At 43.0% G+C, this 25563-nt stretch carries 25 protein-coding genes; 20 read left to right on the top strand and 5 right to left on the bottom strand.

The window, feature by feature from the left end:
- The first annotated feature begins 2 nt into the window (after positions 1-2).
- The 17 genes from ACFQ3S_RS06580 (at position 3) to ACFQ3S_RS06500 (ending at position 19019) form a co-directional block, all read left to right on the top strand.
- Positions 3-662, top strand: a complete 660-nt coding sequence (locus ACFQ3S_RS06580) for a CBS domain-containing protein (protein WP_377162530.1) — start codon at positions 3-5, stop codon at positions 660-662.
- 3 nt (positions 663-665) lie between these two features.
- The gene (locus ACFQ3S_RS06575; RefSeq protein WP_377162528.1) at positions 666-1544 is read left to right on the top strand and encodes an NAD kinase; all 879 of its coding nucleotides are present in this window, start codon (positions 666-668) and stop codon (positions 1542-1544) included.
- A gap of 9 nt (positions 1545-1553) precedes the next feature.
- A complete protein-coding gene (gene porG / locus ACFQ3S_RS06570; protein ID WP_377162526.1) occupies positions 1554-2345 on the top strand; it encodes a type IX secretion system protein PorG in 792 nt (263 codons plus the stop codon).
- Between the two features lie 258 nt (positions 2346-2603).
- Positions 2604-3116 carry an ExbD/TolR family protein gene (locus ACFQ3S_RS06565; protein WP_377162524.1) on the top strand — a complete coding sequence of 171 codons (513 nt, stop codon included), beginning with the start codon at positions 2604-2606 and terminating at the stop codon, positions 3114-3116.
- Positions 3117-3431: 315 nt separating this feature from the next.
- Positions 3432-4172, top strand: coding sequence for an isoprenyl transferase (locus ACFQ3S_RS06560; RefSeq protein ID WP_377162522.1), 741 nt, complete (start codon positions 3432-3434; stop codon positions 4170-4172).
- 58 nt (positions 4173-4230) lie between these two features.
- Positions 4231-6777 (top strand): outer membrane protein assembly factor BamA, encoded by a 2547-nt coding sequence (bamA, locus tag ACFQ3S_RS06555; RefSeq protein WP_377162520.1) that lies wholly within the window; start codon positions 4231-4233, stop codon positions 6775-6777.
- A gap of 10 nt (positions 6778-6787) precedes the next feature.
- Entirely contained in the window at positions 6788-7318 is a 531-nt protein-coding gene (locus tag ACFQ3S_RS06550; RefSeq protein ID WP_377162518.1) for an OmpH family outer membrane protein, read from the top strand.
- Between the two features lie 50 nt (positions 7319-7368).
- A complete protein-coding gene (locus tag ACFQ3S_RS06545) occupies positions 7369-7881 on the top strand; it encodes an OmpH family outer membrane protein (RefSeq protein ID WP_377162516.1) in 513 nt (170 codons plus the stop codon).
- Between the two features lie 64 nt (positions 7882-7945).
- A complete protein-coding gene (gene murI, locus ACFQ3S_RS06540; protein WP_377162514.1) occupies positions 7946-8779 on the top strand; it encodes a glutamate racemase in 834 nt (277 codons plus the stop codon).
- 381 nt (positions 8780-9160) lie between these two features.
- Complete coding sequence (nuoH, locus tag ACFQ3S_RS06535; protein ID WP_377162512.1) at positions 9161-10231, top strand: NADH-quinone oxidoreductase subunit NuoH; 1071 nt, start codon at positions 9161-9163, stop codon at positions 10229-10231.
- A gap of 138 nt (positions 10232-10369) precedes the next feature.
- Positions 10370-10963, top strand: a complete 594-nt coding sequence (locus ACFQ3S_RS06530; protein WP_377162510.1) for a 4Fe-4S dicluster domain-containing protein — start codon at positions 10370-10372, stop codon at positions 10961-10963.
- Between the two features lie 26 nt (positions 10964-10989).
- A complete protein-coding gene (locus ACFQ3S_RS06525; RefSeq protein ID WP_377162508.1) occupies positions 10990-11511 on the top strand; it encodes an NADH-quinone oxidoreductase subunit J family protein in 522 nt (173 codons plus the stop codon).
- Positions 11511-11816, top strand: coding sequence for an NADH-quinone oxidoreductase subunit NuoK (gene nuoK, locus ACFQ3S_RS06520; protein ID WP_377162653.1), 306 nt, complete (start codon positions 11511-11513; stop codon positions 11814-11816). Before ACFQ3S_RS06525 ends, nuoK begins: the two co-directional genes overlap by 1 nt.
- 1 nt (position 11817) lies before the next feature.
- Positions 11818-13875 carry an NADH-quinone oxidoreductase subunit 5 family protein gene (locus ACFQ3S_RS06515; protein WP_377162506.1) on the top strand — a complete coding sequence of 686 codons (2058 nt, stop codon included), beginning with the start codon at positions 11818-11820 and terminating at the stop codon, positions 13873-13875.
- A gap of 5 nt (positions 13876-13880) precedes the next feature.
- Positions 13881-15479 carry a complex I subunit 4 family protein gene (locus ACFQ3S_RS06510; protein ID WP_377162504.1) on the top strand — a complete coding sequence of 533 codons (1599 nt, stop codon included), beginning with the start codon at positions 13881-13883 and terminating at the stop codon, positions 15477-15479.
- 1 nt (position 15480) lies between these two features.
- Positions 15481-16980: an NADH-quinone oxidoreductase subunit N gene (locus ACFQ3S_RS06505; protein WP_377162502.1), complete on the top strand. Its 1500-nt coding sequence runs from the start codon at positions 15481-15483 to the stop codon at positions 16978-16980.
- Positions 16981-17111: 131 nt separating this feature from the next.
- Positions 17112-19019 carry an amidophosphoribosyltransferase gene (locus ACFQ3S_RS06500; protein ID WP_377162500.1) on the top strand — a complete coding sequence of 636 codons (1908 nt, stop codon included), beginning with the start codon at positions 17112-17114 and terminating at the stop codon, positions 19017-19019.
- 89 nt (positions 19020-19108) lie between these two features.
- Here the strand turns inward: ACFQ3S_RS06500 and ACFQ3S_RS06495 are convergent, their stop codons facing one another.
- Together ACFQ3S_RS06495 and ACFQ3S_RS06490 are read right to left on the bottom strand one after the other, a co-directional pair.
- Entirely contained in the window at positions 19109-19636 is a 528-nt protein-coding gene (locus ACFQ3S_RS06495) for a hypothetical protein (protein WP_377162498.1), read from the bottom strand.
- A gap of 71 nt (positions 19637-19707) precedes the next feature.
- Positions 19708-20364 carry a LysE family translocator gene (locus ACFQ3S_RS06490; protein ID WP_377162496.1) on the bottom strand — a complete coding sequence of 219 codons (657 nt, stop codon included), beginning with the start codon at positions 20362-20364 and terminating at the stop codon, positions 19708-19710.
- A gap of 153 nt (positions 20365-20517) precedes the next feature.
- Between ACFQ3S_RS06490 and ACFQ3S_RS06485 the strand changes: the two genes are divergently transcribed.
- Positions 20518-22125: an MFS transporter gene (locus ACFQ3S_RS06485; protein WP_377162494.1), complete on the top strand. Its 1608-nt coding sequence runs from the start codon at positions 20518-20520 to the stop codon at positions 22123-22125.
- A gap of 7 nt (positions 22126-22132) precedes the next feature.
- The gene (locus tag ACFQ3S_RS06480) at positions 22133-22609 is read left to right on the top strand and encodes a deoxycytidylate deaminase (RefSeq protein ID WP_377162492.1); all 477 of its coding nucleotides are present in this window, start codon (positions 22133-22135) and stop codon (positions 22607-22609) included.
- Here the strand turns inward: ACFQ3S_RS06480 and cmk are convergent.
- Entirely contained in the window at positions 22599-23276 is a 678-nt protein-coding gene (gene cmk / locus ACFQ3S_RS06475; protein WP_377162490.1) for a (d)CMP kinase, read from the bottom strand. The genes ACFQ3S_RS06480 and cmk overlap by 11 nt on opposite strands.
- A gap of 66 nt (positions 23277-23342) precedes the next feature.
- Here cmk and arfB point away from each other — a divergent pair, with 66 nt between their 5' ends.
- Positions 23343-23756 carry an alternative ribosome rescue aminoacyl-tRNA hydrolase ArfB gene (gene arfB, locus ACFQ3S_RS06470; RefSeq protein ID WP_377162488.1) on the top strand — a complete coding sequence of 138 codons (414 nt, stop codon included), beginning with the start codon at positions 23343-23345 and terminating at the stop codon, positions 23754-23756.
- A gap of 81 nt (positions 23757-23837) precedes the next feature.
- Here the strand turns inward: arfB and ACFQ3S_RS06465 are convergent, their stop codons facing one another.
- On the bottom strand, positions 23838-24812 hold the full coding sequence (locus tag ACFQ3S_RS06465; RefSeq protein ID WP_377162486.1) for a lipid A deacylase LpxR family protein: 975 nt from the start codon (positions 24810-24812) through the stop codon (positions 23838-23840).
- 83 nt (positions 24813-24895) lie between these two features.
- Positions 24896-25420 (bottom strand): hypothetical protein, encoded by a 525-nt coding sequence (locus ACFQ3S_RS06460; protein WP_377162484.1) that lies wholly within the window; start codon positions 25418-25420, stop codon positions 24896-24898.
- Positions 25421-25563 lie beyond the last annotated feature (143 nt).

Genomic DNA, 25563 nt, shown 5'->3' with positions numbered 1-25563 from the left:
GTATGCTTACAATAGAGTTAGCTGCCGATACCATACCTCCGGTTACCACTACCGATACCATTCAACAGGCTATAGACCGTATGGTGGAGTATCGGGTGCGGCACCTCCCTGTTGTAAACGACCATCAATTTATAGGGCTACTCACCGAAAACGATATTACAGAGCCTGATCATAACCTGCCGGTAAGTTCGCTGCCCCACCTGCATGTGAACACCTTTGTTTACCAGGAGCAGCATGTGTATGATGTGGTACGTATGTTTTACGAACATCAGCTAACCCTGGTGCCCGTATTGGATGCTGCTAAAAATTATACGGGCGTAGTGAGCCTGAATGCCATGAACGCCTACTTTGCCGAAATTACGGCCATAGCGCAGCCAGGTGGTGTTATCGTGCTCGAAATTAGCAACAAGGAAAATTCCATGTCGCAAATGGCTCAAATAGTAGAGTCGGATAATGCGCAGATCCTGAGTTCATACGTGCGGCCGTTTACTGATTCTACCAGGCTGGAAGTAACCTTAAAATTAAACAAACAAGATATATCGTCTATTAACGCGGCGTTTTTGAGGTACGGGTACGATGTTAAAGCCACCTTTAACCATAATCATGGCAATGATGATTCACTGAACAGGTATGAGTCGTTCATGAATTACCTGAACATATAAATAATGAAGATAGCAGTTTACGGCAGGCAATTTAACGATACGGTACTACCTTTTATACAGCAGGTATTCGATGCCCTTGCACAACACCCGGTTGAGGTGTTTATCCATCACCAGCTCCACACCTCGCTGCAAGGCCAAATTAATAACGTACAGTATAAAATACTGGATGCTAATCAGCCCTTTGCCGGTTTTATTGATGTGGTAATAACCCTTGGCGGCGATGGTACCCTGCTGGATATGGTAAGCCTCATCCGCGATAGTGGCATACCGGTTATAGGCATTAACTTTGGTCGCCTGGGCTTTTTGGCCAGCGTTAACAAAAACGATGTTTCGGCCGCTATACATGCGGTGGTCAATCAGCAATTTACTTTGGATGAACGCGAACTGATCAGCATCGTTTCGGAGGCCGAAATTTTTGGCAAGGATAATTTCGCGCTGAACGATATTACCATCCATAAGCGCGATGATTCGGCAATGATTACCATGCATGCCTACCTTAACGGTGAGTTTTTAAATACTTACTGGGGCGATGGTATCATCATATCAACCGCTACGGGTTCAACTGCTTATTCGTTAAGCTGCGGCGGTCCAATTATCTATCCGCAATCGGATACCATTGTAGTTACACCTATATCGCCCCATAACTTAAACGTGCGGCCAATTGTACTGCCCGATACCTGTACCCTAACTTTCGAGGTGGAAACCCGTAGCGCCAATTATCTGATCTCGTGCGATTCGCGTACGGCGGTAATTGATACCAACATGAAATTCGAGATACGCCAGGCCGGCTTTAATCTGAACCTCATCAGGCTCAATAACGAAAGCTACCTCGATACCCTGCGTACCAAACTATTGTGGGGATTAGATGCCCGCAATTATTAAATTTATAGCATGTTCCGGTTAATTACTTTGATGCTGCTTGTTTTACTGGCAACGCAGGCACAAGCCCAGAAATGGGAGGTTGGCATGCAAGCCGGGGCGGCAGGCTATCAGGGCGATTTAAACCAGCGCAATCCATTACAGGTGAGCGGCATTATGGCCGGTTTGTTGGTACGGTATAATTTTAACGGTTATGCCACTATTAAGGCCAGCATCAGCAAAGCGCAGATAGAAGGTGCCGACAGTACCTCCAAATACCAGCAGCAACGCGACCGTAACCTCAGCTTTTTTACACCCTTTTATGAAATTGCCATGGTAGGGGAGCTTAACTTTATGGAATACCTGCCCGGCAGCGGCTACAACAGTTTCACCCCTTTCATATATGCAGGAGTAGCCTTTGTTAATTATACTCCGCAAGCCAACTATAACAATCAAACTTACGATCTGCGCTCGCTCAACACTGAGCGTACCCGGCAACCTTATAAAGGTAGTGCCATTGCCATACCTTTTGGGGCAGGTGTAAAATACAACATTTGGGGTAAGTTGAGCCTTACGGCCGATGCTGGTTACCGCACCGCCTACACCGACCGGCTCGATGATGTAAGCGGGCTTTATGCATCGCCCAGTTCCTTTACCGACCCTATAGGCTATGCATTATCCGACCGATCGGGCGAGCGTACAGGTGGCATTAACATCGGTACCCCCGGCACCCAAAGAGGCGATGGCCGTAAGCACGACACCTATATGTTTTTCAGCGTAGGTATCTCCTATACCTTTTTGGGGCAGAAGTGTTATTATAAGTAATATCCGAGTCTGATATTTTCACCATGAGGATGCAATAGTGTCTATTAAAAGTTGAAAATATTTTATTGAACTAAGTATTATCAGCATTTTCTATAAATAGGAAGAATTTTGAGGTTTTATGAAGAAATAATGCGGTTTAATGAAGAAAAATGAAATCGGTGTATTACGTCAATAATAACCATTTCAATAGGAACAAATAATTAATTATATTCGTTTAATAACTAATTGTCAATTATTTAACCTTTAAATTTTATTGTTATGGCTGAGCTAAATTCTTCTCCCGAAAAAAATGATGGAAAAAAAGCACGTCAACCCAAAAGCATGCGGGTAGACCTTACCGCCATGGTTGATCTGGCTTTTCTGCTGGTTACTTTTTTTATGCTGACCACCACTCTATCCAAACCCAAAGCTATGGATCTGGCCATGCCCGATAAAGGTCCTGCAACAACGGATGTTAGCGCCAAGCGCACAGTCACTTTATGTTTGGGCAACAACAACCAGTTATTAATGTATAAAGGCTTATCAAAATTGCCGCAAACGCTCACTTACAGTAAAAATAGCCTGCGTAAGGCACTTATTGAAGCTAAAGCCGAAATTATAGCCAATACAGGCAAAGAGGCCATTGTACTGGTTAAACCAAGCGACCACTCCATATACGGCAATTTGGTTGATACCCTCGACGAGTTAAATATTACTAAAACCAATATCTATGCGGTGGTTGATATAACACCCCAGGATGTTGACCTGCTTAAAGCCAAGGCGATTTATTAAACAGAGTATCACTATAAAGTATGAAGCAGCTTTGCCAGTGCAAAGCTGCTTTTTTGTTAAAAAGCGTTAAAAACACGGCCTGTTGCTTACAAACACATTTTCTTTTTGTTTTTTTGATTAATAAAAAAATCAAACTATAGTTTTACCTTTGTACCCTGAAAAAAATTGAGTTTCGGCGACATATATACTCGCCTAAAACACATTTTTTAATTAATTAAGTGATAACTCAAAGCAATAACGTTACGTGCAGGGCTTGTATAACAACAGGTTATTTAACTTGCTTATTACACCCAAGGGCTGTAAGCTTCAGTAATTATGGGGTATAAAGATCAGATCGACTTATTACGGCTTCCGCAGCATGTAGCTATTATTATGGATGGTAACGGCCGTTGGGCTAAGGGTAAAGGCAAATTACGGGTATTCGGTCATCACAACGGGGTACTTTCGGTGCGCGATGTGGTTGAGGGCGCAGGTGAGTTAGGTATTAAGTATTTAACCCTGTACACTTTTTCGGCCGAGAACTGGAACCGACCAAGTTTTGAAGTTACCGCTATTATGGAACTGTTGGTGAGTACCATTAATAAAGAAATTAAGCAGTTAATGAAAAATAACGTTAAGCTTAATGCCATAGGCGATCTTGCTCAACTGCCCGGCAAGTGCTATAAAGAATTAACAGGGGCTATCGAAAAAACATCGGCTAATACAGGCCTGGTATTAACTTTGGCTTTAAGTTATAGCTCGCGCCGTGAGTTAATGCAGGCAGCCAAAGGTATAGCCGAGCAGGTGAAGGCCGGAACGTTAAATACTGAAGATATTACTGAAGACGTATTTGCACAAAATTTATATACGCATAACCTGCCCGATCCTGAACTGCTCATCAGGACCAGCGGAGAATTTCGCATCAGCAACTACCTGTTATGGCAAATTGCTTATGCCGAGCTTTATTTTACCGATAAGCTTTGGCCCGATTTTAGGCGCGAAGACTTTTACGAGGCTATTTTAGATTATCAGAAGCGTGAACGTCGCTTTGGAATGACCAGTGAACAGGTAAACTAAATTTTCTTTTAACAAATTTTAACAAACGTTTAAATTACTTTAGCGCCAAAATATTCGGATGAATAAATTCTTTTTTGCTATTCTTTTTTCTGTGATAAGCACAGCGGCATTTGCCCAAATTGGCGGCAGCCGGCTGAGTAAATCAACTATCCCTTCCGATAGCTTAAGTTACCTTAATCCAAAGGATTATATAATTGGTGATATAACTGTTGCCGGTACAAAATACCTCGATAAAGATGTATTGATACAAATTGCCAAGATCAGCAAAGGCGACCGTATTAATTTGCCGGGTGAGGCATCGGCCAATGTGTTGAAAAATATGTGGTCGCAGGGTTTGTTTGATGATGTACAGCTGAACATCACCAAAATAAACCTCGATACAGTTTACCTCGAACTATATGTAACCGAGCGGCCGCGCTTATCGCGTCTTCGTTTAAACGGTATCCGTAAAGGCGAGATTGAAGACATTCAAAAAAAGCTGAACGATAAAACAGGTAAAATTGTAAACGAAAACCTGTTAAGCACCACCACAGCCATTATTAAAAAGCACTTTAACGAAAAAGGCTACCTGAATACCACGGTAGATATTAAACAGCAAAAGGACCCGGCCGATTCCAACAGCGTTATCCTGAATGTGGGTATCGATAAAAAGCAAAAGGTAAAAATTAATAAAGTAATTTTTGAAGGTAACGAAGCTTTTAGCAGCTCAAAGCTTAAAAAATATTTAAAGAAAACCCGCGAACGAAAGTTCTATAATGTATTCGGTTCTAAAAAGTTTAAGCAGGATGCTTATGACGAAGACAAGCAAACGCTGATTGAGACCATGCAGGGTAAAGGTTACCGCGATGCCGAAATTATAAGCGATTCTGTTTGGCGCCATAACGATGATGCGGTAAACGTAAAAATAAAGGTGTATGAAGGCCACAAGTATTACTTTGGTAATATTACCTGGGCTGGTAACGCCCGTTACCCGGCATCGGGCCTCGAAAAAATATTGCGTATAAAAAAAGGAGATGTTTTTAGTGAAGAGGAATTGAGCAAGCGGCTTAACGGTGGTGGTCCTGATGGACAGGACATCAACTCGCTTTACCTGGACGATGGATACCTGACCTTCAACTCCGAGGCCGTACAAACACGTATTTATAACGATACCATAGACCTGAACATCCGTATTTATGAAGGTGCGCAATACACCATTAACCGTGTAATGGTTAAAGGTAACGATGTAACTAACGATAAGGTAGTATTGCGTGAGTTGGCTACCAAACCCGGCCAAAAGTTTTCAAAAGCGGCAATTGTGCGCAGTACCCGTCAAATTACTCAACTGGGTAATTTCGATGAGCAAAAAATTGATCCTAAGCCAACCAACATTAACCCACAGGATGGTACGGTGGATATTATTTACAACGTGGTTGAAAAACCTTCGGATCAAATTGAGCTTTCGGGTGGTTTTGGTGGTGGACAATTGGTGGGTACACTGGGTTTAACGTTTAACAACTTCTCGGTAAAAAACCTGTTCAACGGTAAAGCTTACAAACCGCTGCCTAAAGGCGATGGTCAAAAACTGAGCTTACGTGGTCAGGCTAACGGCCGTAACTATCAAAACTTTTCATTCACCTTTTCTGAACCGTGGCTGGGGGGTAAAAAACCTATCTATTTCAGTTTATCGGCTTACACGCAGTTGAGCTCAACCGGCCAGTTTTATGCCAAAACCGATAGCCGGTACAACTTTTTACGCATTAACGGTGTAGGTGTTACTTTAGGTAAGCGCTTAAACTGGCCCGATAACTACTTCCAGCTAAACTACTCCTTAAACTTCGATCATTATACGCTCGACAGGTTTTCGGGATACCTGTTCCAAACGGGTACATCATACAACATTAAATTAACGCAGGAGTTTAGCCGCAACTCGGTTGATGCGCCTATATACCCAACCAGTGGTTCAAACATCAAGTTCACATTACAGGTTACACCGCCCTACTCGTTGTTTAACAATACTAATTACCGTATTGCCACCCCCGAGGAGCGTTACCGTTTTGTGGAATATCATAAATGGAAATTTGATGCGCAATGGTTTCAACGCATTGCCGGGAAACTGGTGTTAATGTCGCAAACCCGTTTTGGTTTCTTAGGAAGCTACAATAAGCTGGTTGGCCAATCACCGTTCGAGCGTTTCAAATTAGGTGGTGATGGTATGGCTACTTATCAGTTTTTACAGGGTAGCGAAATTGTTGGTTTACGTGGTTATCAAAACTTCTCGCTAATACCTGTGGGTAGTAATTATACGGCCGATAACAACCCGGGTAGCCCTATTTATAATAAGTTTACCATGGAATTGCGTTACCCGGTTATTGCCAGCCAGTCGGCCACTATATTCCTGTTAACCTTTGCCGAAGGTGGTAATACCTGGAACAATTTCCGCGATTATAATCCGTTTAATATCCGTCGTTCGGTGGGTGTTGGCGCCAGGATTTTCTTGCCTATATTTGGCTTGCTTGGTTTGGATTATGGTTATGGCTTCGATAAAATTCCGGGTATCAGGGATGCAAATAAAGGTCAGTTCCACTTCTCTATTGCACAAAGCATGAGCGGCGGATTTAATTAAAAATAATAGCATGAAAAAAATATTTATTACCTTAACATTTACGTTGATATGTGCGGCAAGCGCATGGGCGCAGCGTTTTGCTTATGTAGATTCGGATTATATTTTGAGACACGTGCCCGAATATGCATCTTCGCAAAAGCAATTGGCAGCCTTGTCAGACCAGTGGCAAAAAGAAGTGGACGGTCGTTTTCAGGAAATAGACCGTTTATACAAATCATACCAGGCCGATCAGGTTTTAATGACCGCCGATATGAAGAAGCGTCGGGAGGCCGAAATTGTAGATAAAGAGAAAGCCGCGAAAGACTTTCAGCGGTCTAAATTTGGCCCGGATGGCGAATTGGCACAAAGAAGCAGCAGCCTGGTTAAACCTATTCAGGAAAGAGTGTCTAAAGCTATACAAGCAGTAGCCGAAGGCGAAAACCTGGATATGGTATTTGACAAGAATAGCGAAGTAATGATGCTGTATGCCAATCCACGTTACAATAAGAGCGATGTGGTAGTTACCCGTTTAGGTTTAAAACCAGGGGCTTTTGCGAAGTAAAAAATTTTGATTAAAATAGCACACGATTAAACACAGAAGAAAAAGAACAAATGAAAAGATTATTTAAAGTTGCTTTGGTTGCAGGTTTTATGTTACTGACGGCGGGATTTGCTAAAGCGCAAACTAAAATTGGGCACATTAATTTTAACCAGTTAATAGAAGCAATGCCTGAGCTTAAACCGGTACAAACACAACTGCAGGCTTACCAGAAAACATTCATGGACCAATTGCAAACCATGAGCACCGAGCTGCAAACTAAAGGAGCAGCTTATCAAAAAAACAGTGCCACCATGACTGATGCAACTCGTACAGCTACAGAAACAGAGTTAGCAGACATCAACAAGCGGATTCAAGATTTCCAGAATACTGCTCAACAACAAGTGCAAGCTAAAAGCTCTGAGCTTTATAAACCATTAGGTGATAAAGCCCGTGCTGCTGTTACCGCCGTTGCTAAAGAAAAAGGATATGCTTATGTGATCGATTCAGGTCAAACAGAATTGATCGTATCGCCTGCAGGTGACGACCTTTTACCTTCAGTAAAACTGAAATTAGGTTTAAAGTAGTAAACATTTTTTAATGATAAAAAAGCGTGCCGCATTGCGACACGCTTTTTTTTATTTTTGGACAATGCAAGTTACCAAACCAATAGGTGTTTTTGATTCGGGTATAGGCGGGTTAACAGTTTTCAGATCTATAGCAGAAAAGTTGCCTGGGTACGATTATCTGTATTTTGGCGATAATACGCGCGCGCCGTATGGTAACCGCTCGTTTAAAACCATTCACCAATACACCTGGGAGTGCGTGCAATGGATGTTTAACCAGGGCTGCCCGTTAGTAATATTAGCTTGTAACACGGCATCGGCCAAAGCCTTGCGCACCATTCAACAGCAAGATATGCCCAACAGTAGGTATGCTGATAGGCGCGTGCTGGGAGTGATCAGGCCAACGGCCGAAGTAATTGGCAATTACACCCAAACCCATGAAATTGGTGTATTAGGCACCAAGGGAACGGTACAATCTCAATCCTACGCTATCGAAATCAATAAATTTTTTCCTGAGGTTACCGTACACCAGCAGGCCTGTCCGCTTTGGGTGCCGCTTATAGAAAACGGCGAGTACGATAAACCAGGATCGGATTACTATGTAAAACAATATTTGGATCAAATTATGGCGCAATCAGCCAACATCGATACCTTATTATTGGCCTGTACACACTATCCGCTGCTTCAAGATAAAATCAAAGCCTACTTGCCACCCCATATTAATGTAGTAGCCCAGGGCGATATTGTAGCCGATAGCTTATCTGACTATCTGCAACGTCATACCGAAATAGAACAAGATCTAACCAAAGGCGGCAACCGCCAGTTTTTCACCACTACCGATGATACGGCCGATTTCGACCAGCATGCGTCACTGTTTTTTAATGCTGAAGTAATGTCATCTTATGTTGCCATGAAATAAGTTGGTCAGTGGTTGATTAGTGAGTAGCTAAGTGGTTGAGTTACGGCTGTTAAAGGACTTTATCCCTCCTTGGGGAGGGGTTTAACCTGTGGATTATATAATGTTCACAAACCTCTCCCGAAACACACTTTCCAGCCGCACCTCTCCCATGAAAGGGCAGAAGATAAAACTCTTTCCAAACAAACACCTTCGATTCAAATTTCCCTAAGAACCCCGAACCCCGAACCCCGAACCCCGAACCCCGAACCCCGAACCCCGAACCCCGAACCCCGAACCCCGAACCCCGAACCCCGAACCACAATACAAACAAATCAACGGCTTTACCATTCAACTAATCAACTAATTCCCTAAGTTTGCGGTTTAGTGTATAAAACGTTGTATTTGAGTTTTTATATTACCCATATTATCGTAGCTATTGGCCTGTTCGCTTTTGCGGCCCTCTTTGCTTTGTTTGGTGTATATGCCGAACGCAAAGTATCTGCTTTTATACAGGATAGGCTTGGCCCAACCGAAACCGGCAAGTTCGGTTTACTGCAAACCCTGGCCGATGCTTTAAAGCTCCTTCAAAAGGAATCTATTATACCCAAAGCTGCCGATAAGGTGTTGTTTATATTGGCACCGGTGATTATTTTCGTATCGGTTTACATGGGTTTTGCCTGTCTGCCCTGGGGGCCTAACCTCATTCCATCTAAAATTAATATAGGCCTTTATTATGTATTCGCTATTGTATCAGTTGAAACATTGGGTATTTTAATGGCCGGTTGGGGGTCGAATAACAAGTACTCCATTTTAGGTGCTATGCGTTCGGCAGCACAGATCATCTCTTACGAAATTCCGGCAGGTTTTGCTTTAATTTCGGTGGTGATGATCGCCCAAACGCTCGATTTGCAGGAGATTGTAATGCAGCAAGGTATATTATCGACCGAGAAAGTGAAGTTTTTAGGCATTTGGGAGGTAACGCATTCAGGTGGTTTACTCAGCTGGAATGTTTTTAAGGCACCGCATTTACTGGTGGCTTTTGTCATCTACTTCATATCTTCGCTGGCCGAAAGTAACCGGGCGCCGTTCGATATTCCCGAAGCCGAATCGGAACTCGTTGCGGGTTTTCATACCGAGTTTACCGGGATGAATTTTGGCTTTGTATTTTTAGCTGAGTATTCGATGATGTTCCTGGTATCGATGATTGCCGTGGTGTTATTTTTAGGTGGGTGGAATACTATACTCCCCAATATGGGCAGCTTAAAACTGGCCGACTGGACAACCGGCATGGCCTGGGGCATTTTCTGGACTTTTACCAAATCGTTGATTTTGGTAGGAGTACAAATATGGATACGCTGGACCTTGCCACGCTTGCGCGTTGATCAGCTCATGGACCTGTGCTGGAAAGTGCTTACGCCATTGGCATTTGGTTGTATGTTAATATCGGGGATATGGCGGTTGTGGGTAATGTAGTCAAGAGTCAAGAGTCAAGAGTCAAGAGTCAAGAGTCAAGAGTCAAGAGTCAGTGAAATTAGATGTACAGTATAAGCATTCTGTTAATTCATAAATTCTGTAAATTCAGATTCAGACAAATAAATAAAATTCTGATCGTTGTTAATTAAAAATACATATAACGCATTTGTTACCGCCTGGAAAGGCCTGGGGCTTACGCTGCATCATATGTTTGCTGGTAAGCATAAGCGTGCCATAACTTCGGTAAAATCCGACAATTATTTTAAGCAGATAGATGAAGGTACCAATACCATTCAATATCCCAAACAACAGTTACCTATTCCAGAAGTAGGCCGTTACCAATTGGAGGTGGAGATTGACGATTGTATTGTGTGCGATCTTTGCGCCAAGATTTGTCCGGTTGATTGTATCGATATTGTATCCATTAAGGCTACACAGGCTATCGGACAAACCTCGGACGGGTCGACCAAAAGATTATACGCCGAGAAATTCGACATAGATATGGCCAAGTGCCTTTATTGCGGTTTATGTACGGTAGTATGCCCAACCGAGTGTATAGTGATGACCAATCAGTATGACCGCAGCGTGTACGAAATAGGTGATTTAACCTACAGCTTTTCCGACATGAGCCCCGAATTGATTGCCGAAAAAAAACAGGAGTTTGAGGTACAGGCAGCCGAAAAAATGGCCGCCAAACAAGCTGCCATGAAAGCAAAGGAGGGCGGCGCATAATGTTGGTTACGGTAATGTTCTACCTTATGGCAGCCATTGTGCTGGGTTCGGCTTTATTTGTGGCCGCCAGTAAAAACCTGGTGCGTTCGGTGTTTATGTTCTTTGTAACCCTGTTTGCATTGGCCGGCCTGTACGTGCTTTGCCTGGCCGATTTTGTGGCTGTAACCCAGGTGGTGGTTTATGTAGGCGGCATTTTAGTGCTCATCCTGTTCGCCTTTATGCTCTCAGGCCGTGAGGCATTGGAAGGTTTACAACAGCAGAACAACCGCTTACTTTCCGTAAATAACTTGCCTGCCTTGTTGCTGGCTTCGCTGTTTTTTATAGTGCTGGCCAATGTTTTTATTAAGGCAAATGTTGATGATGCCGGTTGGTTAAAGCAAGCGGTTGCCTCGCATAATGTGATAACCCCTCAAACGATAACTATCAACAACCTGGGCGTAAACCTCATGACCAATTACCTGTTGCCTTTTGAAGTGATCTCTATTTTATTACTGATGGCCTTGGTAGGGGCGGCACACTTATCGCGTAAGGAGGAAGTAGCAACATGATGATCACCCTTACCCATTACCTGCTGGTGAGCGCGGGTTTGTTTAGCATCGGGCTGTACATTATCCTGTCGAAGAAGAATGCTATTCAAATACTGATTGGCATTGAATTAATGCTAAACGCGGCTATTTTAAACTTAGTGGCGTTTGGCAAGTTCGACCAGTTAAAAAATAGCGGACAAACATTTGCCCTGTTTGCCATTATATTAGCTGCTGCCTCAACAGCGGTTGCTTTAGCTATTGTGCTTAATGTGTACCGCCGTTATAGAACAATTGATCCGGGGAAAGTTAACCAGTTAAAAGATTAAATTGACCTATACGCTTTTACATAACGCTTCAACTATAAACTACGCCCTTGCTGCCGTGGTGTTGCCGCTTATTGCGTCGATAATTAATTTATTGCTACTAGGTAAAAGCGGTAAAATATCAGGTTTTATATCAGCCGGGGCTATATTGGTAAGTGTTGTACTGGCCGCTATGGTTTTTGCTGAGGTTTGGAATAAATCACTGATCCATGTCCAGCAATTGTGGTTTACCATTGGCGCTACGCCGGTTTACGCAGGGATGTTGTTGAATAACCTTTCGGTATTTATGTTGCTGCTGGTTACGGTGATCGCCTTGCCGGTGCATGTATATTCTACTGCCTACATTAAAACGGCTGAGCAAAACCGCTACTTTACTTACCTCAGTTTCTTTTGCTTTAGCATGCTGGCATTGGTAGTGATTGATAGCCTGGTTTTGTTGTATGCTTTTTGGGAACTGGTGGGTTTTTCATCGTACCTGCTCATAGGTTTTTGGTTTACGAAAGATAGCGCCGTACAAGCTAACAAAAAGGCGTTCATCATGAACAGGATAGGGGATATTGGTCTGCTTTCGGCTATCATTATCTTGTTTGCCCAGTTCCATACGTTCGATCTGGTTCAGTTATTTGGCGATAATGGTTTGGTGTACCGGTCGGTTATACAAAATGGTGTGTGGATTAGTCCTGCCGGGCAAATGCCTGAAGTTTGGCAATACGTAGCTTTCGTGGGCATATTCTTAGCGGTGGCAGCTAAATCGGCGCAGTTCCCATTACATACCTGGCTGCCCGATGCCATGGAGGGACCAACTTCGGTATCTGCCTTAATCCACGCAGCTACTATGGTTGCGGCGGGTGTGTTTTTGTTGGGCAGGGTGTATCCTATGTTCAACGTTTACGAGCTGAATACCTTAGCTATTATAGGATGCTTTACGGCTTTTTTGGCGGCGACCATTGCCCTTACGCAAAATGATTTGAAGCGCATCTTGGCATATTCTACCATATCGCAACTGGGGTATATGATTATGGCTATGGGGATCAACGCCTATGCTTCATCGTTGTTTCATTTGGCTACGCACGCGTTTTTCAAGTGCTTGCTATTTTTATGTGCTGGTGTAATTATTCACGAAATGCAGCATATTAAAGATGAGCACCAACTGGACATTGATCCGCAGAATATATTGTACATGGGAGGCTTGCGCAAAAAAATGCCGCTTACCTTTATAGCAACTGTTATTGGCTGCCTGGCATTGGTTGGGTTGCCTTTAACATCGGGGTATTTATCTAAAGATAGCATCCTCATCCAGGCTTTTGAATGGGCCGATGGTAAAGGTGCCTGGTACAAAATTATACCTGTCAGTATTTTATTGACCAGTTGCCTTACCGCATTTTATGTAGCCCGTTTAATTTTTAAAGTATTCTTCGGCGAGTTTAAGCTGAAAGAGGTTTTACCCAATATTCACCTGCACATTAGCGATGGGAGCTGGGCTTTTCGTATTCCGCTGATCTTTTTATCGCTGTGCTGCCTGTTCCCGCTATTCTCTTTGCATCCGCTGTTGTATGAACATGCCTGGCTGCATAAGGGATTTGTACCTACAGATTACTTAGCGCGGGAAAGCATCTACCATACCATAATACCTGCAGGAATTAATATCGCCAGCGTATTTATAGTTTATTGGGCATTTGCTGTTTACATTCAGCAAAGCAAACTGGTGTTTTCGCAAACCAATTTTCTGTTCCGGCTTTCGTATCACCATTGGTATATCGATACTTTTTATCGGCAGGTTATTGTTAAAGCTGTACTGCTGCTGAGCAATGCCCTGTTTTGGTTGGACCGTATTATAGTGGATGGTTTTTTACATTTGCTGCAACTTACACTAATCTTGCTATCGGGCCTTGCCGCATGGACCGACCGCTATATTGTGGATGGCACTTTGCTACTAATAACCCAACTGGTTAAACTCATGGGTGATTTTTTCCGTGGCTTTCAAAGCGGGCGTGTGCAGTACTATTTGTTTAGCATGCTGGCCATAGTGCTGGCCGTGTTTATTATTAAATTATTGATCTGAACCTGATGAATATATTAACCCTATTAATATTTATTCCTGCCTTGTTTGGGCTGCTCATTTTGGCGCTGCCTTCTTCTTTAAAGCAAAGTTTTAAGTATATCACTTTAGCAGCTACGCTCATACAGTTAGGGTTAAGTATTTTCCTGTATTGCAACTTTAAAACAGGTGCAGCTTATGGCGGCATTAACCAGGAAAGCCAGTTTCAGTTCGTTCAAAAAGCACCATGGATTAGTCTGGATTTGGGCAGCGCGGGTAAAATGCAGATCGATTACTTTGTGGGTATCGACGGTATATCGGTACTGTTGCTGGTAATGACGGCCGTAGTAATGGTGATTGCCGTGCTGGCATCATGGGAAATCAAAAGCAACTTGAAAGGCTTCTTTGTATTGTTCCTGATGCTGGATATGGCCGTGGCTGGCGTGTTTTGCGCGCTGGATTTCTTCCTGTTTTATCTCTTTTATGAGTTAATGCTCTTGCCACTTTACTTTCTCATTGGTATGTGGGGCGGGGTACGGCGTGAGTATGCGGCTATTAAATTCTTCTTATACACGCTGTTCGGTTCTGTTTTCATGCTGCTCATTATGGTAGGTTTATACCTGTCGGTCACCGATCCGGCTACAGGTAATCATACCTTCAATATCATACAAATGATGAACCCCGCCAATTACCAGCAAGGTTCGGTGTTTTCGGTATTGGGGCATCAAACTTTATTTGGTATCTCGGCACGTGTGCTTGGTTTTGTGGTGTTATTTGTGGCCTTTGCTATTAAGGTTCCTGTAGTGCCCTTGCATACCTGGCTACCCGACGCGCACGTGGAAGCGCCTACGCCGGTGTCGATCATACTGGCCGGAGTACTGCTAAAAGTAGGCGGTTATGGTATCATCCGTATTTGCATGGGTATTTTCCCCGAAGTGGCTATATCAGGAGCCTTTTGGTTAGGATTATTGGGTGTAGTGTCGATATTATACGGTGCGTTAAATGCCCTGGCCCAGCGCGATCTGAAACGTTTAATCGCTTATTCCTCGGTATCGCACATGGGTTTTGTGTTGTTGGGCTTAGCCTCACAAACAGCCGAAGGGGTTAGTGGCGCCATGATGCAGATGATCAGTCACGGCTTTTTATCGTCGATGCTGTTTTTTTTGGTAGGGGTGGTTTACACTCGCGTACACGATAGGGATATTTACAACTTCCGCGGACTGGCAACTGTGAATCCGCAATACACTACTTATGTAATGATCGCTTTCTTTGCATCTTTAGGCTTGCCCGGCTTTTCAGCCTTTATCGCCGAAGCTTTTACATTGACAGGTGCTTTTAAATCAACCCTGATACCTCACTGGATGGCCGTTTGCGGTTCGGTGGGTATATTGCTGAGTGCCGCATACTTTTTGTGGACCTTACAGCGTATGTTCTTCGGCAAAGAATTATTAAAAGGCGGCGATGCCTGGAAACAAGCCTTAACCGGTTTGGCCGTTCGGGAAAAGCTGGCCTTATTCCCGCTGGCCGTGCTGGCTTTAGTGTTGGGCGTAATGCCTTCGCTGGTGTTTAGCAAAATTAATGACTCGGTACTGGCTCTGGTTGAATTTACTAAACAGATGGCTCGTTAATATGCAGCAGTTTTTGCCATATATCCATCAGCAGCTCAATGATGTGCTTAGCAGCCTGCAACTGTTTCGGCCAGAGTTATGCCTTATGGTATTGTTTCTGCTGATACTGGCTGTAGATCTCATTTACCGTAAAGACCGTGGTGACGCCTGTCGTATGCTGGCCTGTGCGGGTATGTTGTTGGTTTTAGCCGCCGATATGGGGCAGGACCTGCAGGTAAAGCAGGATGTGCTTTCGTTGTTTAACAATAACCTTATACTGTACCATAGCAATATTGTGCTGAAAGTTACTATTGATGCATTAGCATTTATATTGCTGCTATATTTTCCGTGGGACGATCAGTTAAAAGCGCATACCAAAGGATTGGGTGATGCTTATACTATTATGATAGCCTCAGTTTTGGGATTGCATTTAATGCTGATGTCATCTACCTTTTTAACGATATTTTTATCGGTTGAAATGGTTTCCATTGCTTCGTACCTATTAGTGGCTTACCGCACCGAAAGCGGCTTTAGTGCCGAGGCTGCCCTGAAGTATGTATTGTTTGGTATGGCATCATCGGCGGTAATGCTATATGGCATGTCGCTATTTTACGGGCTAAGCGGCACTATCGATCTTTTCGCCCCACAAACCATACCCAATTTGCAGCAAGCCAACGGCATGATGGTTGCCTTATCGGTTGTATTGATACTGGCGGGTATCGCTTTTAAGCTATCGTTTGTACCCCTTCACTTTTGGGTGCCCGATGTTTACCAGGGGGCCAGCACACCGGTAACGGCCTACCTGTCTACCCTGCCTAAAATTGCAGGTTTTGGATTGTTGATTACCTTTTTAACCCCATTTATTTCCAATCCTGTATGGAACAGGTTAGATTTTGTATGGATTGTTTCTATAGCCGGCATAGTTACTATGATAGCTGGTAATTTTGCTGCAATATGGCAGCAAAACATCAAACGCATGCTGGCCTATTCCAGTATTGGGCATACCGGTTTTGCGCTTATGTCCATTGCAACCTTTACCCAACAGGGTATAAATGCGTTAAGCTTTTATCTTGCAGTTTACGCGGTTGCCAATATTGGCGTTTTGGCCCTGGCCAGCTATTTTGCCAACACCATGAAGGCGCATACCTTGCATAACCTTAAAGGCTTGGGAGCGCAATACCCGGTGGCATCGGTGTGTTTTGTGCTGCTGCTTATTTCGTTAACAGGTATCCCGGTATCGGCGGGGTTCAATGCCAAGGTGCTGGTGTTCTCGTCGGTGTATTCGGCATATCAAAACGGGCACAATATCTTATTCCTGACCTTGTTGGTTACCGGCGCTGTAACTACGGTAGTGGCGTTGTTCTATTATATTAAAATACCCTTGTATTTATTCTTGAAAAAGGCCGAAGAAGATTCAGGTTATTATCCGGCAAACAAAAAACTGCTGATCATGATCGTTATTATATCCATCTTCACACTTTTGATAGGAATACTGCCAAATTTGCTGGCTAACTTTATTTAAACAGCATGATCGCGCTGTTAAAGTAAGGTTAGATTAATAATTGCGTACCGGGAATTTAAATGCTTTATAATGACAATTATTCCTACTAAGTAGACAGAAAAAATCTTACTTTTGTGGCTTCATTTCAAATCATGAGCGATCAGATTAAGCATGAATGCGGCGTGGCTTTTATCCGCCTTTTAAAACCTCTCTCATACTATCAGCAAAAATATGGTACGGCACTTTATGGCTTAAACAAGCTATATCTGTTAATGGAAAAACAGCATAACCGTGGCCAGGATGGTGCGGGCGTTGCCACCATTAAACTGGATATAGCTCCGGGTAAGCGATATATCAGCCGTCATCGGTCAATGGCCAGCAATGCTGTGGCCGACATTTTTGAGTACATTCAAAAGAAGTTTGCGGATGTGGAGAAAGAGTATCCCGAAAAAATGAAGGATACGGAATGGCTGAAAGAAAATATCAGTTTTACCGGTGAAGTATTATTAGGGCATCTGCGTTACGGTACACACGGCAAAAACAGTATTGAAAGCTGCCACCCCTTTCTGCGTCAAAACAACTGGATGACCCGTAACCTGGTTATAGCTGGTAATTTTAATATGACTAATGTAGAGGAGCTTTTAGAGCAGCTTTACGAATTGGGCCAGCATCCTAAAGAAAAAGCGGATACGGTTACCGTGCTCGAAAAAATAGGCCATTTCCTGGATAGTGAAGTGCAGGGATTATTTGATCAGTTTAAGCGTGAAGGCAGCGACGATAATATAGAGATCACCAAAATGATAGCCGATAATATGGACGTAGCCAAAATCTTGAAAAAATCGGCTAAGAGCTGGGATGGGGGCTACACCATAGCAGGGATATTCGGTCATGGAGATGCGTTTATCATGCGTGATCCGGCGGGAATCCGGCCGGCTTATTACTATTATGATGACGAAATTGTGGTAGCTACTTCCGAGCGCCCGGCCATACAAACGGCTTTCAATATTCCGTTTGAAAAAATAAGAGAAGTTAGACCAGGCCATGCCCTTATCATCAAAAAAGACGGGCATGTGAGCGAGCAGCAATTTAGCGAGCCTAAAGAGAAAAAAGCTTGTTCTTTCGAACGCATTTATTTCTCGCGTGGCAGCGATGCCGCCATTTACCGCGAGCGTAAGCAATTAGGCCGCCTGTTATGCCCTCAAATATTAGAGGCCGTTGATAACGACATTACGAATACGGTATTTTCATACATTCCAAACACTGCCGAAATTGCTTTTTATGGTATGGTAGAAGGAATAAATAAGTATGTTAAACAATACCAGCGTGAACGCCTGCTTAACCGCGACGACAAAATTACCGATGAGGAACTAAGTGAGGTTTTGAGTTTAGCCCCAAGGGTAGAGAAAATTGCCATTAAGGATGTGAAGCTTCGTACGTTTATAACCCAGGATGCCGACCGAAGCGAAATGGTTGCGCACGTATATGATACCACTTATGGATTAATTAAAAATGGGGCCGACACCTTGGTAGTGCTGGATGATTCGATTGTACGCGGAACTACATTGAAACAAAGTATCCTGAAAATATTAGACAGGCTTGGCCCTAAAAAGATCGTGGTGGTATCATCTGCCCCGCAAATCCGTTACCCTGATTGTTACGGTATCGACATGTCGCGGATGGGTGAGTTTGTAGCTTTTGAAGCGGCAGTGAGCTTGTTGAAGGAAACCGGACAGGAGGATATTTTACTGGAGGCTTATCAAAAGGCAAGTGCCAGTATGGCTTTGCCTAAAGAAGAGGTATCAAATTATGTTAAAGCCATTTATGAGCCTTTCACCGATCAGCAGATCTCGGACCGTATTGCCCAGATTATTACGCCCAAGGGCACTAATGCCGAAATTCAGGTGATTTATCAAACATTAGATAACCTGCATATTGCCTGCCCCAACCATTTGGGCGATTGGTACTTCAGCGGCGATTACCCAACCCCTGGTGGTAATAAGGTAGTAAATAAAGCCTTTGCCAACTGGATGGAAGGGAAAAACATTCGTGCTTACGCGTAGGTTGATAAGTGGAGAGTAGTTAAAGCTCCTCAATATCTATAAAATATAAGCCCCGTTAGTTATGCTAACGAGGCTTTTTTGTTGAGATATTAGTTATAAACGAGCGAACTATTTTTGAAGATCCTGGCCCACTTTTCTACAAAAAGCGGTCCCAGGTGATCTTGCTTAACGGCTACAAAGTTGCTGTACAGGCTGGCGTTGCCCTGTATAATGTAATACATCTGAGATTCGGGCGTTTTGCTGTTATTAAAATAAGGAGATTCTATTTTGAAAATGATCCACGGGTTTTTGGCTGCGTCATCGCGTTCAATAATTACCAGTCTTGCTTTGGGCGAATTAGCCTTCATCTTATCGAACGTCATTTTAACGGCCGTATTCATGGGTACGTTTTTAACGCCCTGCATAGAGAGCATAGTGCCGATAATAGTCCAGTTCTTTAATGTTTCATTGCTTGGAATGAGCTCTATCATGCGGGAGTTTTTTACCTGCTGATCTGCCCCAACTTTCCATTTATACTCACCCGGCCAGCTTATTTTAAGACTTTCTTTGCCCTGCGCATAAGTAAATTCGGCGAATAGCGAGAGTATGAAAGTTAGGATTAATAATTGCTTTTTCACGGTTATATGTTTAATGAAACCATAATGCCTGCTGTGTTTATTGCATAACATCTGGTTATATAACACAAAACTCAACTTGTTGTTATCGGCGAAAATATATAATGGGTTACCAGCCTGTCGAAGATGACAAATGCGGCTATAATAAGGGCGGCACCAGCCACATAGTTTAAGCGGTGTACCAGTTTCACTGAAATACGGTCGCGTAGTTTATTGGCATAAAATGCCTTAACCAGGTCCATGCCAAACTGAACCAGTAAAATAGTAAGAAACATCACCGCAATTTTTAACTTTCGGTTGGCCACACCTTCGTGATATACCGTACTGGCCGTTCCAATAACGGTTATCCAATGAAAGAGCAGGGTAGGATTAAAAATGCACATTAAAAATCCTTTAAAAAAGTAACCGGCACGGTTAACAGTTGGCGGTGTGTGCGCATTGTAGCTTACTTCGGCCTTTTTAGAAATGTAATAAATACCTATCAGGAGCAGGATAATGCTACCAAAAACGCCCAGCCAAAATTTAACTTTATCGGGCACGTCAAAAAATTGGGAGCCGAATATGATGGCGCCAACAAATACCACATCGCTGCAAACCACACCCAGTGCCAGCGCCGACCCGGCCCTGAAGCCTCTTTCGATGCTGGTTTTAATTAAAGAGAAAAATACAGGACCGGTTAAAAACGTGAGCACAAGCCCGATACCAATTCCTGAAATAATAGCTTCAAACATTTTACAGGTAAATTAACCTTTCACGAATATGCAACATATCTGTTAAACAAAAAAAGTTAATAATGTTGACGAATTAGTTGTAAAAGTATGACTAAAAATCACAAAAATTGATTTATGTTAGTAGACTTAAATGCCAGTTAACAACCGCTTAATATGCAAGATACTACGTCAAAAAATTACGGCTCAGCCCTTTATACTTTAATTACAGTTTTCTTTTTCTGGGGATTTTTGGCCGCCTCAAACGGCATATTTATTCCTTTTTGCAAGGAGCATTTTAGTTTAACTCAGTTCGAATCGCAGTTGATAGATTTTACCTTTTACGGTGGATATTTCATTGGCTCGTTGATATTGTACTTCGCATCGCAAGCCAGCCGGGTAGATATTTTAAATAAACTGGGTTACAAAAACGGGATCATCCTTGGTTTGGTTATTTCGGCAGTAGGCGCTTTAGGCATGGTTCCGGCCATTGGCTCAGGTGCTTTTGGATTTATCCTTGCTGCATTCTTTGTGATAGCCATTGGATTTTCCTTGCAGCAAACAGCTGCTAACCCGTTTGTTATAGCTTTAGGAACGCCCGAAACAGGTGCAAACCGCTTGAACTTTGCAGGTGCCGTTAATAACTTTGGTGGCTTAATGGGACCCGTTATAGTAGGTGTGATGCTATTTGGCACCGCTAAGGAAACTAGTAACGTTAAGGTTGATATAGCATCGGTTAATAATCTTTACTACGCCTTAGCGGGCTTGTTTATAGCAGTAGCGGCATTTTTCTACATATCAAACCTGCCTAAAGTAACCAGCGATGAAAAGATAGAGCAAAGTCATAAAGCTAATTTACCGCTGGGTGTTATTTTTGTTGCTTTTTGCTTGATATTAGCTGCCAGCCCGTTAAGTAATTATACCGGATTGTCAAAAGCTTATTTTGTATATGCTTCTTTAGCCATTATTTTAATTACGCTTATTGGGTCGTTATTATCGGCACAAAAAGATAACAGGGGCTGGGGTGCTATGCAATACCCACAGCTAATTTACGGTATGCTGGCTATTTTTACCTATGTAGGTACCGAGGTTACTATTCAAAGTAACATGGGAGCGCTGCTTAAACTGCCTGAGTTTGGCGGTTACTCTGAAAAATCTATAGCACCTTTTATTTCTTTATATTGGGGTAGCTTGATGATTGGTCGCTGGGCTGGTGCAGTGGGAGCTTTCAATTTAAAAACATCAACCAAATATATTTTAACGGTTATAATGCCGTTTGTGGCATTTGGCGTTGTATTGTTTGTAAACTATTTAACCGGTGCTAAAATCAGTCATTTATTTCCTTATGCTATATGTATTGTAGTGATGGTAATCGCTTTCTTTTTGGGGAAGCAAAAACCGGCCCGTACGCTTACCGTATTTGGTATATTAGGTATTGCTTTTATGCTGATAGGCTTATTTACAACTGGTATCGTATCCACCTTCGCTTTCATTAGCGGTGGTTTATGTTGTTCTATTATGTGGCCTTCCATTTTTGCTTTATCCATAACCGGTTTAGGTAAATATACCAGTCAGGGTTCGGCCTTTTTAATTATGATGATTCTTGGTGGCGCAATTATTCCGCCTGTACAGGGTATTTTGGCCGATACCAGCGGTATTCACCTGTCGTACATTGTACCGGTACTGGGCTTTGCTTACCTGGCGTTTTTTGCCTGGAAGGTAAGCGGTGAATTAAGAAAGCAAGGCATCGACCTTGATCATGTGGAAGCTGGCGGCGGCCATTAAAAGGGGTATGAGTAAACTTTCTTTCGATCAGATATTTATGAACCTGGCCAATGATTTTGCCAGGCGTTCGCACTGCGTTAAAGCACAGGTTGGCGCGGTACTTACTAAGGATACCCGCATTATATCAGTAGGTTATAACGGACCGCCTGCAGGTACCCATAATTGTGATATAGAATGGCCCGAAAACGGCTGTCCGCGCGATGCCAGGGGCAGCTGTTCGTTAGCTTTACACGCCGAAGAAAATACGATACTTTATGCGGTAAAGAATGGGGCCCGGTTAGAAGGAGCGACCATGTACACCACGCTGTCGCCATGTTTGCCTTGTGCAAGGCTTATCTTTTCGGCCGGTATAACCAAGGTATATTACCAGCATTCCTACGCTGAATACAAAGGTCTGCCCAGCGACGAAGGCGTTGACTTTTTAAAGCGTTTTGGTGTGGAGGCCCTCAAGTTTGAGCCTGAAACAGATGCTGTTAGCTCTTAATAAAAGGTTTGACTTTTTCTAATGCAAAGGCTAATTGCTCCTCAGGGGTAATGTTAGTGTTATCCAAAATAATGGCATCTTCGGCCCGCATCAACGGGCTTTCTTTACGGGTGGTATCCGAATAATCGCGGTGTGCAATGTTCTCAAATATCTCTTCTAAAGTAACATCAGGGTTAGTAACTTGCAGTTCTTTATAACGGCGTTGGGCACGTACATGCGGATCGGCGGTCATAAACAGTTTTACCTGCGCATTAGGGAATACGGCCGTGCCAATATCCCTGCCATCCATAATAATATTTTTAGATTTGCCCATCCGTTGCTGCTGGGCCACCATTTCCTTACGAACTTCCCGTATGGCCGATACAGGGCTCACGTTTTGCGATACGGGCATTAAGCGGATCTCGTCAGAAACCTCTTCATCATTCAGGGTAATATGCGTTTGATAATCGCGAGAATGGAAGTTGAGATGAATATTTTTAAGGGCCTCCGAAACTTGCTCGGGGTTATTTAAATCAACGTTATTCCTTAAAAAATAGAGCGTTACGGCGCGGTACATGGCGCCGCTATCAACGTAAATGAAATGAAGGTTTTTGGCTAATGCTTTGGCTAAAGTGCTTTTTCCGCATGATGAATAACCATCAATAGCCACTACAATGTTTTTGCTCATCGTGCCGCTAAGGTACAAATTTGCGTTAAATTTTGAGGGTCGCAGGATTAAAGTTAGCTTTGAATAATGGATTTTAATAAGGCCGACCTTCAAAAAGAAGTGATCTACAAAACTTCACGAAGCGGGGGTAAAGGAGGGCAAAACGTAAATAAGGTGTCAACCAAGGTAGAACTGTTGTTCAATATTCAGCGGTCGGGTTTGTTTACTGATGAAGATAAATTGCTGATTATAAATAAGTTGCAAAATAGATTGAACAAGGACGGCCACTTGCAGGTGATTAGCGAAGAGGAGCGGAGCCAGTTCCTGAACAAGGAGCGGGCGATGGACAAACTCGTGAGCCTGCTTACCCAGGCACTACATAAGCCAAAGGCTCGCCGGGCTACCAAAGTAAGCAAAGGTGTTAAGGCCAAACGGTTAGACCAAAAGCGGATGCAGTCGGTTAAGAAGCAGATGCGGCAGGGTGGTAAAAGCGAGGATTAGCCTATTATTGGCTAATTTTCGCTTCATAAAAGTTCATATTCTTTCAAAAAATTACATATTTCCGCAAATAATTACAAAAAATTACATTTTTGGCTTGTACCCATTAAAGCGGTACACCACACTCACCGATCCCCACTGGTGGGTGTTGAAAGTTTGCGTTTTTACTTCTTTGGTAACGAAGGTGGCAGTGGCATCAAAGATCCAGCGGGGGCCGGCGTATGATACCCCAACCTGGTGACTAAAGGTTAAAGACTTTGGATCGCTGGTAATTTCCAGGCTGCCGGGTTCGAGTTCCTGGTTACCCAGTTTTCCTTTTACGGTAGCATCGTAGGCAATATAGTTAAACTGGGGTTTGTAATGTAAAAAGATCTCTTTGGCATGCATGGGAGCAATGCTGTTGCGGGTAGCGGTACTTTGGGTACTCACCGAATTAAAGAGCAGGTTATAATTACCTAAACGCAGCAAAGGTCCAATGCCAGCCCCGGTAAAGCCAGTGCCCCCATTTGCATAAGCGGTTGCTGTTAAATCAACCCACGATTGCCTGAACAATAAGCGGTTATATTCTGCCGACGCATTCACCTGAAAGTTGTTTTTAATTTGGTATTGCCAGCCGTTAAGCTGGTAAAAGCCAAAGGTTTTATGAATGGCTATTTGTACCTGCCTACCCAAGGCCGATGGACCAATAACACCGGTTTGCAGGCTGAACTTAAAGTTGCTTTCGTTACGGAAAAGGTAATTGATATTAGCGCCGATGTACAGGTATCCTGCAAACGGACGGTCAACGTAAGTAGCATCAGGCACACTGCCTGATATGGGATTAAAAATTTTCTGCCCTATTTCAAATCCTAACACTTTATTAGCCAGTTTGGGGTTTTTAAAATCCATACCCCTACGGTAAAATACAAACAGGCCGTTGGTGTAATAACGATCTGACCCTTGTGCTAAAAACGAATCGTTATCCGACTGGAAGCCAAATTCTTGGGTACGGTTTTGAGCTAATAACTGAGTTGCAGCAACAGATAAAAGCAGGGCTATGGTAAATCCTTTAAATTTCATGCAATTAATTAGTAAGCAGATGCTAAAATAACAAAAGCCCCGGTATAACGGGGCTTTTGTTACAGAATACAGATCTTTATATATTAAAATGTATAGCCAAAGCTAACACCATAAAAAGGGACAAAATTTGAGCTGTTAAAAAGTGTATTTAACCCGCCTCTGAAATTAAAACCACCGTTTACCGGTTGATACCGATAGGCGAAAGTCATGGTGCCTATGGTAGTAGATTCGTTAAAATCAAAAAAGTCATCATTGTCGTTATCGTTATTGTTGTTTGCTTTTACAAACGTACCACCCAGGCCTATTTCAAAATATTTACCCTTTTTACCCAGTAAATAGTTCAACTGAACAGGAACGGTAGTCAGGGAAAATCCACCGGTGGCAAATAAACCCAAGCCGACACGCCCGCCTATACCATCCTGACGGTTTTGAAAGCGGGTATCGTAATTAGCGGAAAAAAGCAAGCCGGGGCCTCCAAGTTCTACATAAACATTTTGCACACGTTTGAATAATGTAGAATCTGTTTTACCGTCGGATGTTTGCGCACTGGCTTGGTTTAGCAATAACATTAATAGGGTTACCCATGTGAGGTTGATAAAGGTTTTCATTAAGGTTCAAAATTTGAATCCAAGATACTTAATTACAAGTAACTTTGATAGCAATATGCTACTATAATTATATTTTTTCCTCATAGCAGTTGTTTGAAGTTTATAACAACAAAAGCCGGGCACATGCCGGCTTTTGAATAATA

The organism is Mucilaginibacter terrae, from assembly GCF_042679325.1.
Taxonomy (GTDB): domain Bacteria; phylum Bacteroidota; class Bacteroidia; order Sphingobacteriales; family Sphingobacteriaceae; genus Mucilaginibacter; species Mucilaginibacter terrae.
The sequence above is the reverse complement of the archived record's forward strand: the minus strand, read 5'-3'. Positions and strand labels throughout refer to the sequence as shown.